This is a genomic window from Hyphomicrobium sp. DY-1, from assembly GCF_047497105.1.
Classification (GTDB): domain Bacteria; phylum Pseudomonadota; class Alphaproteobacteria; order Rhizobiales; family Hyphomicrobiaceae; genus Hyphomicrobium_B.
Map to the genome: position 1 here is coordinate 730,763 of NZ_CP134870.1, position 13,056 is coordinate 743,818.

Annotated in this window: 14 protein-coding genes; 3 read left to right on the forward strand and 11 right to left on the reverse strand. The window is 60.7% G+C overall.

Annotated features, from left to right (window positions below; genetic code table 11):
• Positions 1 to 151: 151 nt before the first annotated feature.
• From RLW41_RS03495 to RLW41_RS03510, 4 genes are all read right to left on the reverse strand, one after another.
• Positions 152 to 1,162, reverse strand: coding sequence for a cation diffusion facilitator family transporter (locus RLW41_RS03495; protein ID WP_414463503.1), 1,011 nt, complete (start codon positions 1,160 to 1,162; stop codon positions 152 to 154).
• Between the two features lie 130 nt (positions 1,163 to 1,292).
• A complete protein-coding gene (locus tag RLW41_RS03500) occupies positions 1,293 to 2,702 on the reverse strand; it encodes a hypothetical protein (RefSeq protein ID WP_414463504.1) in 1,410 nt (469 codons plus the stop codon).
• 125 nt (positions 2,703 to 2,827) lie between these two features.
• Complete coding sequence (locus RLW41_RS03505) at positions 2,828 to 3,733, reverse strand: DUF1134 domain-containing protein (protein ID WP_414463505.1); 906 nt, start codon at positions 3,731 to 3,733, stop codon at positions 2,828 to 2,830.
• A gap of 151 nt (positions 3,734 to 3,884) precedes the next feature.
• Complete coding sequence (locus RLW41_RS03510) at positions 3,885 to 4,766, reverse strand: 3'(2'),5'-bisphosphate nucleotidase CysQ (RefSeq protein WP_013948782.1); 882 nt, start codon at positions 4,764 to 4,766, stop codon at positions 3,885 to 3,887.
• Positions 4,767 to 5,015: 249 nt separating this feature from the next.
• Here RLW41_RS03510 and RLW41_RS03515 point away from each other — a divergent pair, with 249 nt between their 5' ends.
• Together RLW41_RS03515 and RLW41_RS03520 are read left to right on the forward strand one after the other, a co-directional pair.
• Positions 5,016 to 5,666: a histidine phosphotransferase family protein gene (locus tag RLW41_RS03515; RefSeq protein WP_414463506.1), complete on the forward strand. Its 651-nt coding sequence runs from the start codon at positions 5,016 to 5,018 to the stop codon at positions 5,664 to 5,666.
• A 151-nt stretch (positions 5,667 to 5,817) separates the two neighbouring features.
• Complete coding sequence (locus RLW41_RS03520) at positions 5,818 to 6,186, forward strand: response regulator (RefSeq protein ID WP_013948784.1); 369 nt, start codon at positions 5,818 to 5,820, stop codon at positions 6,184 to 6,186.
• A gap of 42 nt (positions 6,187 to 6,228) precedes the next feature.
• On the opposite strand, the gene RLW41_RS03525 is transcribed toward RLW41_RS03520, so the two are convergent.
• Both RLW41_RS03525 and RLW41_RS03530 read right to left on the reverse strand, forming a co-directional pair.
• Positions 6,229 to 6,906: a hypothetical protein gene (locus tag RLW41_RS03525; protein ID WP_414463507.1), complete on the reverse strand. Its 678-nt coding sequence runs from the start codon at positions 6,904 to 6,906 to the stop codon at positions 6,229 to 6,231.
• A gap of 201 nt (positions 6,907 to 7,107) precedes the next feature.
• Positions 7,108 to 7,401, reverse strand: a complete 294-nt coding sequence (locus RLW41_RS03530) for a hypothetical protein (protein ID WP_013948786.1) — start codon at positions 7,399 to 7,401, stop codon at positions 7,108 to 7,110.
• Between the two features lie 286 nt (positions 7,402 to 7,687).
• Here RLW41_RS03530 and RLW41_RS03535 point away from each other — a divergent pair, with 286 nt between their 5' ends.
• A complete protein-coding gene (locus tag RLW41_RS03535) occupies positions 7,688 to 7,972 on the forward strand; it encodes a hypothetical protein (protein WP_409560813.1) in 285 nt (94 codons plus the stop codon).
• Positions 7,973 to 8,203: 231 nt separating this feature from the next.
• Here the strand turns inward: RLW41_RS03535 and RLW41_RS03540 are convergent, their stop codons facing one another.
• The 5 genes from RLW41_RS03540 to RLW41_RS03560 form a co-directional block, all read right to left on the reverse strand.
• Positions 8,204 to 8,419, reverse strand: a complete 216-nt coding sequence (locus tag RLW41_RS03540) for a cold-shock protein (RefSeq protein WP_013948788.1) — start codon at positions 8,417 to 8,419, stop codon at positions 8,204 to 8,206.
• Between the two features lie 241 nt (positions 8,420 to 8,660).
• Positions 8,661 to 9,503, reverse strand: coding sequence for a 23S rRNA (adenine(2030)-N(6))-methyltransferase RlmJ (locus RLW41_RS03545; protein ID WP_414463508.1), 843 nt, complete (start codon positions 9,501 to 9,503; stop codon positions 8,661 to 8,663).
• Between the two features lie 25 nt (positions 9,504 to 9,528).
• Positions 9,529 to 9,975 carry a DNA polymerase III subunit chi gene (locus RLW41_RS03550; RefSeq protein WP_409560815.1) on the reverse strand — a complete coding sequence of 149 codons (447 nt, stop codon included), beginning with the start codon at positions 9,973 to 9,975 and terminating at the stop codon, positions 9,529 to 9,531.
• Positions 9,976 to 10,221: 246 nt separating this feature from the next.
• Complete coding sequence (der, locus tag RLW41_RS03555; protein ID WP_414464657.1) at positions 10,222 to 11,604, reverse strand: ribosome biogenesis GTPase Der; 1,383 nt, start codon at positions 11,602 to 11,604, stop codon at positions 10,222 to 10,224.
• Between the two features lie 105 nt (positions 11,605 to 11,709).
• Positions 11,710 to 13,035, reverse strand: coding sequence for a PQQ-binding-like beta-propeller repeat protein (locus RLW41_RS03560; RefSeq protein ID WP_013948792.1), 1,326 nt, complete (start codon positions 13,033 to 13,035; stop codon positions 11,710 to 11,712).
• Between the last annotated feature and the right edge of the window lie 21 nt (positions 13,036 to 13,056).

Consider the following 13,056-nt stretch of genomic DNA (forward strand, 5'->3'; position numbering starts at 1 on the left):
CAGCATGACGTTCTCCTTTAAGCCATTCCAACGCAAAGCCCCGCTGGTTTCAATCGATTTTCTTTATTGATCGGTCGGCAATATATCGCCTCGCCCACTAAAAATAAGGGGGCGATGCGATCATTATGCAATTTTAGGCTGTAATTGGCCCTTAATGGCCGTGGGGCATCGGTTCGAGTGCTGGCGCGCAGTCATGACCCAGACCGCAAGGTGCATCGGCGCTGACCTCAAACTGCAGCGTCGAATGGCGGATTTCGAATTCGTCGTGCAGCATCTTGGCGGCCGTCGCGATGAAGGCGTCACCTGGATGTCCACCGGGCATGACCAAATGGCAGGTGAGCGCAGTTTCCGTGGTGCTCATCGGCCAGATGTGCAGGTCGTGAATGCTCGCGACGCCCGGCAGCGCAGCGAGACGAGCCTGCACTTTACTGGGATCGATCTTCACCGGAACGCCCTGCATTGCGAGGCGAATGGAATCGCGCAGCAGGCCCCATGTGCCCCAAACGATGATACCGCCGACGACGAGACTGACGAGCGGGTCGAGCCAGTCCCACCCGGTAAGCAGCACCGCGATGCCGACCAGGACGACGCCGAACGAGACGGCAGTGTCGGCGACCATGTGTAGATAAGCGCCGCGGATATTCACATCACGCTCGCGGCCGGACATGAACAGCCACGCTGTAAAGCCGTTGATCAGAATGCCAATCGACGCGACGATGATCATGGTGCTGCCGACGACGGGCGCCGGTTCGATCAGACGTTGAACCGCTTCGAGAGTGATGGCACCTACTGCCACAAGCAGGAGCACGGCGTTGGCGAGCGCGGCGAGAATAGTCGATGAACCGAAGCCGTAGGTGAAGTTGAAGGTCGCGCGGCGCTTGACGAGAATGCTGGCACCCCAAGCCATCAGCAGTCCGAGCACGTCTCCCAGGTTATGGCCGGCATCGGCGACGAGCGCCATCGAGTTCGCCATGAAGCCTGCGATGGCTTCAACAACGACGAACGCGATGTTCAACGCCGTCCCCAGCGCGAATGCGGGCCCGAAATCCTTCGGCGCGTGGCTGTGACCAAGCCCACCGTGGCTGTGGCCATCATGGCTATGGCCCGCGTGGTCATGACCGCTGTGGTCGTGATCACCGTGCGCAGCGTGTGGCGTTGTCATGGTCTACCGCTCAGTCGAAATTCAAGCCTGGGAGGAGAACGTCATCCCCATCGTTGAAATGGGGTTTATAGACGGTGCCGCAATCCGGCGGCACTGGGCAATCGAATAGCGCCTGTGCCCTCCGCGGGGACTAGCTCTTATCGACGCCGCTGATGCGCTCAAGCAGACGGGGACGGCGAGGCGAGGCGGCCTGCACTCCCTGGGCGGGTTCCACATCACTTGCGGGAAGTGGCGGCGGTCCGTCGAGATCCGCTTTCGGGACTTCCCCAGCGCCGTTTGAGGGCATCTTGAGGGCGCGTATCGGTGATGGTCCCTGGCGCGGCTCACGGGCGCTTTCGCTGGCGGCCGAGCCCTCGGTATCGTTGGCGGCGAGCTTCGGCGGTCGGGGCGCAGAAATGCGTTCGGCAAGCGATGGTCGAGGAAGCTCGGGCGGCGTCGCCTGAGCGCCATTTTCTCCGGCCGGGCCGACGCGCCGCATCTCTTCATGGAAGCGGATGGCTTGCCGCGACAGGCGCTCCTGCCCGGCGGCAATTTCGGCGCGAAGCTCGATGATGACCTGGCGCTGGTGGTCGATCTCGGCTTGCAGCGCGCCCATGTCCGCCTTCTGGGCGAAGTCGGCCGGCGGATGCTCACGATCCTCATAGGCCTGCAGCATCGCCTTCAATTTGGCGATCTCGGTGGACTTCGCGTCGCTTGCGACCTGAATATCGGCGATGCGGTCTTCGAGGGCCATGCGCTCCGCGTCGTCGCCATCGAGGCCCGATTTGATCCCGTTGAGTTCGGCTTCGGTTTTCGCCAGGGCCAGCATGAGGCGCTTGATCTCGGCGCTCTGCTCGCTGTTCGACGCCATTTTCCCGGCGGCCTGCAGACGCTCGATCATGGCGGCCTGTTCGCGGCTTTTTTCACGCAAAGCCTCAAGCTCGGTGCGCAGGGCGACATTGGCGTCAGCGGCTCCGCCTTTCACGCTGTCGCGATTGCGAACGGCGCGAGTATCAAGCGTGGTGCGCAACTGCGCGATTTCGCGCTCGCGCTGCCTGTTGAGCTGGGATGCTTCTTCGAGAGCGGCCGCCTGCTTGGCGCCGGTGGCTGCGAGCGTCTTAATCTCGCGGTCGCGGGTTGCGAGCAGCTTGCGCGTCTCGGACAGGCGCTGCTCGACTTTCGGAAGGCGATCGAGAATCGCCTGCTCCAGCACACGCCGGGCGTTCTCGTGCTCCTCGACGCTCATTTTCTGATCGGCGATGGCTTCGGAAAGTTCCTGAATCTTGGCGTCGCGGCGATTGACCTCGACGCGCTGGCGGGCTGCCATCAGCCCGGCATCTTCCAGCTTCGACTCCAGGCGATGGACCTCCATCGCGAAATCGGCACGCAGGCGGTCCTTATCGGCGCGTATTTCTTCTTCGGTGAGGGGAAGCGTCCGCTTCAGGGCTTCGGCCGTAAAGCGCTCGATGCGCCGCCGGTAGGCCGGCAACAGGACAACGACAATCAGGGCCGCGACGAGAAAGCCCAACGTGACGAGCATCGCGGCATACAGATTGATCACGGATACTCGTCCTGAAATGAATAACTTCGCGGCCCCCGCCGCTCCAAACGTCCCTTAAGCGACAGAGAAACCCGGTTTTCTGCCTCCCTGCAATATTTTACTCGCGCCGCGTGCATTGCTTGCAATCAGAACGGGTTCCAAGTTGGATTTCTTGTATACTTCAAATAGCCGATATTCGCACCGAGTCGCAGCCCCACACCTGCCCGAATCGGCGCCAGTGTGACATGTCCGGCTTTCTGAAGTTGCACGCTTACACCGCCGACGAGATAAGCTGAGCCTTCGACGCCGCCAAAACGCTCGTAAATGTCGGAAGGATCGCGAAGGTTGTAGACGAGCGTCATGACCTTGGAGCCGTCACCGCCGAAATCGTAGCCGACCGACGGACCCTGCCAGTAAACTTTGAAGTTTCCGGCGTCCTTCGTGTAAAGCATACCTTCGCCGTACGCCAAGCCGCCGATGAACGCCCCGCCCGCATCCGAGCCGAGGATGTAGCCATTCGGCCGCCCCGCCTTCTGGAACGTCCATTCGATGGCCGACGCCAGACCGCCGCTGATGGAGCCAAAGAATTTATTGCCGGCGTGGATGATTTCGTCTTGCGAGTATGAATCGCGCGGCGGCCCGTCTCCGGGAGGCGGCCCCGAATTGTAGTCGCGACTCGCGCTCGGCGGCGGCGTATAGGGCGCACCATAACCACCGGGATCGCTGTCCGGACCGCGCGCGCCGTTATAGGGTGGCGGTTGATAAGCCCCGCCTGAAGGGCCTGGCGGGGGAGCCTGATAGTTGCTCGGGTTGTTCCCTCGATAGCCATTATCGGGCTGATAGGCATCGCTGCCGCCTTGGCCGGAATAACCCTGGCCCGAATAACCTTGGCCTGAATAAGTGTCCTCAGGCGGCCGATAAGCATCGTCGACGGCATTGGCGCTCGAACCGCCGAACGCCAGGCAAGCCAGCAACGCCAGACCCGGCACGCAGTTGCGAACCTGAAAAACGGCAGGTGCTATTCGCGAGATTCCCTCGAAGCCGAAACGCATCGGCGAGTTCCCTCTTCTCATTGCGTTCGAGATTGCGCGCCCCAAGCCATCTACGCGCGAACGCGCAGGCCACCCATGACCGAGGACCACTCGAATCCTAGGATACAGAATCGCGAGTATTCGTTGCTAAAGTATGGCTAATTCGCGTTGTCTATGCGCCTACGGAGGGCAATTCTGCAACGGCTCCGCGCCACAGCGGCTGGCGTGCCCAAGCGACGAAATGGGGATTACGGAATGCGCGATCATAATGGCCGTAGGTCAGCGGTGCGCCGTCAAGCGTCGTGACCGAGCCACCAGCAGCTTCGAGGATCGCCTGCCCGGCTGCCGTATCCCACTCACAGGTTTCGCCGAAGCGCGCATAAAGATCGCCCTCGCCGGCCGCGATCAGGCAGAACTTCATCGACGACCCGATCGGCTTGGCATCGTGCACTTTGAGCAGCGCCAACAGACCCGAGCTTGCCGCCCCTGCGCCGCGGCTGTTGAAGGCGACAAGTGCATTGGGATCGGGCTTTCGCGTTGTGAGCCGCTTGAAACGCAAGGCCGCGAACGGCACGTCGCCTGCGATCGGCATGTGGGCTTCGTACGCGCCGTCTGGGCGCGTCACAAACAGACGCTCGGACGGCGGCAGGTAGATCAAGCCAAACTTGGTTCTGCCGTCTTCGACGTAGCCGACATTGATTGAGAACTCGGGCTTGCGGCGAATGAAGAGGCGCGTTCCGTCGAGCGCATCCACGAGAAAGAAACGCCTAGCGTAATGGCAGACCTTGCCCGCGGCGATTTCTTCTTCCGCCACGACCGGCACGTCTGGTGCAATGCGCGCGAGCGCGGCAAGAATGATTGCTTCCGCCTCTTTGTCGGCGACGGTGACAGGCGTGCGGTCGGCTTTCTGCTCGAAACTGACGCCATTGTTGAAGTGCGCCATCTCAAGGCGCCCGGCTTCTCGAACCGCAGGAAGCAATGCCGCGATGAGAGCGTCGTAGTCTTTGACGTCGATCGGCACCATCGCGCGCTTCAAAACCTCAACCCGAATCATTTTGCGCGAGAGATGCTCGCGACATCAATGCGATTATCGCGCCGCGGCTCAAACCGTGGCGCGCAAGACTCATGTCTTCCATGAAAAACGGAGGTCAATGACCCCACCGGCTACAAGACTTGGCAACCGTTGTACGGCGCATGTATCAGAGCATAGGGCATTGTCGCAAGCGGCCACGTTGTATTCGCGTCGCGCTGTCGCGCTTAAACTGCCGCAACGTAGCGACACAATGATCACGACGAAGGACTAATGATGGACCAGCGCGTTCCGCCGACCGATCTTGAACTTGCAGCGCTGATTTCTAGCAAAATATGCCACGATATCATCAATCCGGTCGGTGCGATCGTCAACGGTTTGGAAATCCTTGACGAGGACGACGATCAGCAGGCGAAAAGCTATGCGATGACCGTGATCCGTAACGTGACGGAGCAAGCCTCCGCCCGGCTCGAATTCGCACGCTTCGCTTTTGGCGCCGCCGGCTCGGCAGGTAGCGTCATTGATTTGACGACGGCCGAGAAAATTTCTCGTGGGTTCGTGGGCATCACCCAAGGGAAGCACAAGCTGACGTGGCGCGGCGCGCCTGGTCTGGTTCCCAAAGACAAGGTGAAGCTTCTTCTCAATCTCATTGCTTCGGCCGTCACGGCATTGCCGCGCGGCGGCGAGATCGACGTGTCGATCGGCGGGTCGTTCGAGCAGCCAACATTTCTCATTCGCTGTAAGGGCACCGGCGCGCGGCCGCCTCAGTATCTGACGGATTTCGTCGCCGGCAATCCGCTGGCGCTCGATGCCATCACCATCCAGGCCTACTACACGTGGCGAATCGCTCCGACCGCCGGCATGAAGCTCGAAATCCTGAAGGACGGCGCCGACATTCTGCTGATGGCAAAACCCGCAAGCTGAGAGCGGCCCGACGTTCAGCTGGATGACCGGATTCCGCCATACGTCTTAAGAGGCCCTTAACAGTTTAGAGGCATTTTTTGACGCATTCGTTTGAGTTTCCAGTTGCCCTGCTGCCGGTTGGGCAACGCCTCGCTTACGAGAAGCTCTTTACATGCAGCATTGCTTCGTCATCGACGATTCTGAAATTATCAGGAAATACACGCGCCTCATTTTCGAAAGCCTCGGCTTCCGCGTCAGTGAAGCCGATAGCGCCATCGCAGCGATGGAGCGGCTCAGATCGGAAACGCCGGATTATATTTTGCTCGACTGGCGGATGCCGGAGACCAACAGCATCGAACTGCTCGAAAAGATTCGAGCGCTGCCGCGTAGCGCGCGTCCGTACATTATCTACATGGTCACCGAAAATGATCCGTTCGAAATTCAGCGCGCGATTTCGCGTGGAGCAGATACGTTCCTGCTGAAGCCGTACAACCGGCAAATTATCGAAATAAAGCTGCAAGAAATTCGCGCCGCAGCTTGATCCGCCACGGCGCGCTATCTGGTCGGTACAGTGGTGCTGCGCTTACTGCGCGGCGTCGCCGTCTGCCGGCGCTTCCGGCGTCGGATAGCCCTCGCCCCCACTCGTCTCCTTGACCGGCGCGACGTCGTCAGACTTGTGCGTCGTGTGCTTCGTCTCAGCGAGAGAGCCCGTCTCGACTGGCGATGTCGCGGAGGCCTCTTTGCTCCCGGCGGGCTTCTTCATTTTGCGAAAAATGAGCGACTTGGGATCAGGCACAGTCTGAGCAGCCGCCGTCTTGTGAACCGGAGCGGCTTCGGTGTGTACCGCAGCTTCCTTCACGGCCTTCTTCTTGGCGTGCTTTTCTTCCGACGCCGTTTCGTCGTTCTTCGCGGGCGCGACGTCTTCGGCTGACGTTTTCTCAGCGCCAGGAAGCTTCGAGCCGCCCCAGCAAACGGTGGCTTCTGCGGTGCAGGTGTGCTCGTCGAACACGATGAAGTTGAGGAACAGCTCGCAAGACACGCTCTTCTTGCCGGTGTGATAGTCCTTCACACCCTTCTCCGCCATTTTGTCGGAGATCAGTTTGTCGAGAAGGCTCTTAGCGTCGTTCGTCGGGCCATCTTTGCCGTAGTCATTCACCGAGAAGCCGTAGCGCTTGCATTCCGCGTTCGCAGACGCGGCGGAGGCAACGGCGATGGTTGCGGCCAAGCCAAATGCGGCAAAGATTTTGCCCGAGAAGCGCATAACGAAGTTCTCCCTCATAGCCCACCCTGGGATCAGGCTGCCTTTATATTGACAGCACAATGGCGGCACCAGGGCGAGTGGCGCATCGGCATCAGTTGACAGGATTCTGGTACTAGGCCGCGAAAGCCACAGATATGCGAAAGGCCGCGATACCGCGGCCCCTGGCTTGCAATCTTCCCAAACCCACAACCGTCAGGTTTTTTAGTGCATATACGGCGAGTTACCGCCGTAGAGGCTGCCGACGCCCGAGTCGAAGAAGAAGCTGTTATCGAACGGACCTGACGGCGTCTGATCGCGGAAGTCGGGCGGTCCGGGAGGTGCGCTTTTTGGCTTGCGTGGCCCACCGTACGTGTTCACCGACTCGGACTTGTCGTACGAGTATCCGCCCTTCTTGCGGCGGATCGAGTAGTTGTCCTCGGGGTCGGCAAAGGCCGGCGCGACCAACCCGATGAGGCATACGCCCGCAATCAAGGCTGAAATCAATCTCGACATCATGGTTTGGCCTTTCCGCCGCCGTTCACGTGGTCATCCTATATAGCGCAAAGTTACGAATATTTATCATTGCGCTGCCTCAAGAAAAGTTTTCCGGCCTTATTTCGGTACCGTATGTCACTTCTCGAACACGCATCCCCTGATACGCCGTGATGAACACTGGCCAAAAACGTCCTGTCGCAGGTCTTATGATACGATTCCCTTTGTGGGAACCCATCTGGGTGCGCAGCTTATCGATGCGGTAAACGCACGGCTCGCCGTTGTCCCACCTAGCTCGTGGAGACCTCACATGGAATATCTTCCGTTGCTTATCCAGCTCATCAGCGGTGCCGTTGGCGGCAACGTCGCCGGCAGCCTGATGAAAAATATCAGCCTCGGGACGCTCGGTAATTCCATTGCCGGGATCGTCGGCGGCGGCATCGGCGGCCAGATTCTCGAGCAGGTCTTTCATACGGCCGTGGCGGGCGGCGCGCTCGATCCCGTCTCGATCGTCACGCAAATCGTTGGCGGCGGCGTGGGTGGCGGCATCCTGATGGCGATCGTCGGGGCTCTCCGCGGCGCCATCGCTAAGTAACGCGTCGACCCATCTTCACATGCGGAAAGCTCGCCAGGCGAAGCCCGGCGAGCTTTTTGTTATCTATCGCTTTTATCGCGAAAGGCTGCGAATCAGCCGCAAGCCGAATTGTTTTTGCTTGTTCTGGCGCAGCGGCCAAAGCGACGTGGAACGATCGACAAATGCAGGCACGACTCTCTCTATCGCCGCAACCGAAGGCCGCAGCGTGCGCAAGCTCGGCCGCGTAGAACGTCAGCCTGCGCGTTGCAGATCGACGGCTTTTGGTCCCTTGCCGCGTTTATCGGGTTCGGTCTCGAACGAAATTCGCATTCCCTCGTTGAGCTCGCCGATTCCCGATCGCTCGACAGCGGTGACGTGAACGAACACGTCGTTGCCACCGGCATCCGGCTTGATGAAGCCGTAGCCCTTCTGGGAATTGTAGAACTTTACGGTACCTGTCTGGCGCATGCATCGTCTCCTGGCAGCCCGGCCGACGAGTGAAGCAAAATAGCTTCGCATCGACAGCCGTGGCGGACTGCGGAGCCGGAAAATTCCAAGCGCCTCCCTACCGGATCGCACAAACACGCTTCCGGTCACGTCGAACGCGTCGGGAGCTCCCGTGCCGTGGCCCGCCTTAGCGTGCGGCAATTTATCCTGTAAATGCGCGCTTCTTGCAAGGCGAAATGCTGCAGAGCAACGACGAGACCCATTATTGAACGCTGGCTTGCAACGCGAAACGACTGCCGGGGCCTTCTGCGAGATGCTCTTCGAGCCATGGCAGCAGCGTCTCAAGCTCGGCCTTCAAGACGAAAGGCGGATTGAGAACGAGCATGCCGGTTGCCGTCAACCCGAGGCCAGGAAACGGCTTTGCGACCCAGAGCCTCACATCAAGATATTCCAATCCGGGCTTTGAGATCGTGAGGGCGACGAACCGATCGGCGGCTGCTTCATCCTTCAGCGGATACCAGATGAGATAGGTCCCAGTCGCGAAACGCGTCAGTGCGTCGTCGATGGCGCTCGAGAGATCTGCAAACTCGTTTTTGTCTTCGAATGGCGGATCGATAAGCACGATGCCGCGACGCTCCTTCGGCGGTAGCAGCGATTTCACCGCATGCCGGGCGTCGATGTTCACCACGGTCGTCGATTTGGCGCGGCGGAATTCCTGCTTGAGCCGCTGAAATTCAACGTCTGCAAGCTCGTTGACGACCAGCACATCTTCATCGCGCATCAGGTGGCGCGCGATCAGTGGGCTGCCGGGATAGTGTTTGAGACCGACGCCGTTCACGGCGCGCACGGCATCGAGATAAGGCTCCAGAAGGCCGGCGACGTCCATTGGCATCTCGGCGTCGAAGATGCGGGCGATACCGTCCTGCCATTCGGCCGTCTTCGCCGCTTCGTCGCTTTCGAGATCGTAGAGCCCAGCGCCAGCGTGCGTGTCGATGACGCGGAATGGCTTCGGCTTCTGCTTCATGTACGTCACGACGCGCGCCAGAATGACGTGCTTCAAGACGTCAGCGAAATTTCCGGCGTGATAATCGTGATGGTAATTCATGCTTAGGGATCGTTTCTGCGAAGGCTCACGCCTTCTGCTCCCATCGCCCGCTTTGCGACTGCTGCCAATAGGTGACAGCGCAGCCCGCTGCTTTCGCTGCTTTCCACTGACTGCGCGCCAGGGCGACGGCGTCCGCATCATTTCCGTCGAAGACGTAGACGAAGCGTTCCGCGCCCGCAAATTCGCGCGCCTCGGCGCCATCGACAAGAAAACGAACGCCCGGGCCGTTGGGCGTCTCGTCGGTCGTCGTCAGATAGACGGGCTGGTCGCTGGAATGGCCGATACGCGCGGTGCCATGCGGCAGAAAGCTGTCGTCGGTGTAGGTCCAAAGCATATGGTCGATAGCTTCCAGGCGCTCTTCGTTTCCAACTTGGACGACGGCACGCCAACCGCGCGCCAGAGTCTTCTCCAGAAGGCTCGGCAGCACACGATCAAGCGGCTGATGTTCGAGGTGGTAGAAAAAAACGTCCATACGTCTCGGATGGCGCAGGCAACGGCGAAAAGCAAGACACTCGCGCCACCTCTTGACGTCGGCGCAAGGTACCCTATTTAACCCCGTCCGGAGCGGCGCCAGTTTTAATCGGCTGACGCCCGTGCGGGCGGGGAGCGTGGCGGTTCGAGAGTATTCTCGCTGCTGTTTGCTCCCCTCCCGCTGCGACTTTTCCTTATAAATGCAGTCTATACACAGCCACTCGTAAGCACAGCGCAATGCTGCCCATCATTTCTTTGAGTACGGGTTCTCGCCTTTGCGAAGGCTGAAGCGGATCGGCACGCCGGGCAGATCGAACGTGTCGCGCAGCGAGTTCGTCAGATATTTCACATAGGACTGGGGCAGCGCTTCGGCGCGCTGCGAGAAGGCAACGAACGTTGGCGGCCGCGTCGAGGGCTGCGTGACGTAGCGGATCTTGATCCGCTTGCCGTGCACGGCCGGCGGTGAATGGCGGGTCAGGGCTTCGTTAAGCCAGCGGTTCAATTGCGGCGTCGATACGCGGCGGTTCCAGGTCGCGTAAACCTTGGAGATCGCCGTCATGAGTTGATCGAGGCCACTCTCGGAGCGGGCAGAGATAGCCACGAACGGCACATCAGGAACCTGCGCCAAACTTTCGGCGACCGTCTTTTTAAGCTCACGCAGCGTTTTCTGCTTTTCTTCGACAAGGTCCCACTTGTTGACTGCCACGACGAGAGCACGGCCCTCTTCCGTCACGCGATGGCCGATGGTGAGATCCTGATGCTCGAAGGGACGTTCGGCGTCGATTAGCAGCACGACGACTTCGGCGAAGCGGATGGCGCGTACGGCGTCGCTGGCGGACAGCTTTTCGGCGGTCTCAGTGATCTTTGCTTTGCGACGAAGTCCGGCCGTATCGAACAGGCGGATCTTCTGACCCTTCCATTCGAAGTCGGTCGAGACGCTGTCGCGCGTCAGGCCCGGCTCGGGTCCGGTGATCATGCGTTCTTCGCCGAGCAGCGCGTTGACGAGCGTCGATTTGCCGGCATTCGGACGCCCGACAATCGCAACGCGGATCGGCTTGACGACAGCCGGGCGCTCTTGCGGCTTTTCTTCCTCGGCGTCATCGCCCTTGCGCCGTTTCTTCGTCGTCGGCGCGGACTTCAAGCCCAGCGCGGCCAGCATGTCCTCGGCGAGATCGCCGATGCCTTCGCCGTGCTCAGCCGAAATCGCGATCGGCGCCCCGAGGCCGAGCGAGAAAGCATCGAGCACGCCGTCGGTGCCTTTGTTGCCTTCGGCCTTGTTCGCGACAAGCACGACGGGCTTGCCGGACTGCCGCGCGATGCGGGCAAAGCCGGTGTCGGCCGACGTGACGCCAGCGCGGGCATCGATGACGAAGAGCACGAGATCGGCTTCCGAGATCGCCTGTTCCGATTGCTTGCGCATGCGATCAGCGATGGAGCCGCGCTGCGCCTCCTCAAGGCCTGCGGTATCGACCAGGCGGATATCGACGCCGAACAGGTTGGCGATACCTTCGCGACGGTCGCGCGTCAGCCCCGGTAAATCGGAGACGAGCGCGGCACGCGTCGCGGTCAAGCGGTTGAACAGGGTCGATTTGCCGACGTTCGGACGGCCGACAATAGCGACAACAGGCATTTCAGGGGACGACGACAAAAGAGAAACCGGGGCTTGCTGGGATACGGGAAGAACGCCTGCGCGGGGGTACCGCGGCGAGGCGAACATGCCCTCCTAGCCCAATTCTCAGTTGAGAGCGATGAGTTTTGCGGAGTCGGTCAAAACGTACATGTGACCCTGGGCGACGATGGGGGGAATATAAACCTTGTCCCCGATTTGCATCGTACCCCCGACCTTGCCGGTCATCGGATCCACGCTAACCACCTCGCCCGTGCTCGACACCAGGAAAAGCGTATTGGCGGCCAGAACGGGACCGGCATAGTTTTTCGCGGCCGGAAGCTGGGTGAGCCAGCGGGTCTTGCCGTCGGACTTCTGCAGCGCCATCAGGCGGCCGCCGGTATCGACGACGTACACGGTGTCTCCCGCCACGCACGGCGGCTCAGAGCCGGGAATGCTCAACGACCAGACCCGATCGCCGGACTTCGCCTGCGTTGCCACCATGCGGCCCGCGTGACCGATTGCATAGACGACGCCGTCGTCGATTGCAGGGCGCGCGACATCGCTCATCGAGGCGATTTGCGAGGTCTGGCGCGTGCGCGCCAAATTTTCCGTCCAGACGGTCGAGCCGTCCGACAGCTTGAACGCCATGATGTCACCCGACGGATAGGGAACCACGACAACATCGCCGTCTACCGCGGGACTTGTCGAAGTCATAAGGCTGGCGCTCTGCGGCAGGCCACGTGCCGCCCAAAGTTCGGAGCCGTCGATGCCGCTCAAGCAGTAAAAGCGCCCGTCGATGGTGATGACGTAAAGCCGGTCACCGGCTGCGGTCGGCGCAGCGCGCACCGGCACATCGAGGTTTTTCGTCCAGATCGCCTTGCCCGTGCCGGGATCGAGTGCGGATACGACGCCGTAGCCGTTGGCGACGTAGAGGCGGCCGTTATCAGCGGCAAGACCGCCGCCATAACCGCCGAGGCCGACAGTAGTCTCAGGCTTGGTCGAAACGGTGAAAACGCTGCTGCCGGTCAGGGTGAAGGCGGCGACGTTGGCGGCGGCATCGAGCGTATAAATACGATCTCCGAAAACGATCGGACTGGCGGTGACGCGGCCGGTCTTCGACGATCCTTCACCTGCACTGGCGCTCCAGAGCTGATGCAGCGAGCCGGTCAGGGCCAAATTGCCGGGGGCGTTGTTGGCGTCGCCACCCGGTTGCGACCAGGATTGGTTCATACGCGGTGACGGCAGCGAGATGGGCTTGTTGGCCTCCGCCAGATTGGACCCAATGCTTTCCGTCGTTTCCACGATCGGGATGCGGCGTCCGGGCAGCGGCGTCTGCTTGGTCTTGAACGGATTGAGTTCGCTGATCTTGGGAAGCGTCGGCCCGTCGCTCGCGCAGCCGGCGAGCAAAACGGCGGCAGCGACCGCCAAAAGCGACGCGGCGCCGAAACGCATTTGCCTTCCCCCTGATCTCAA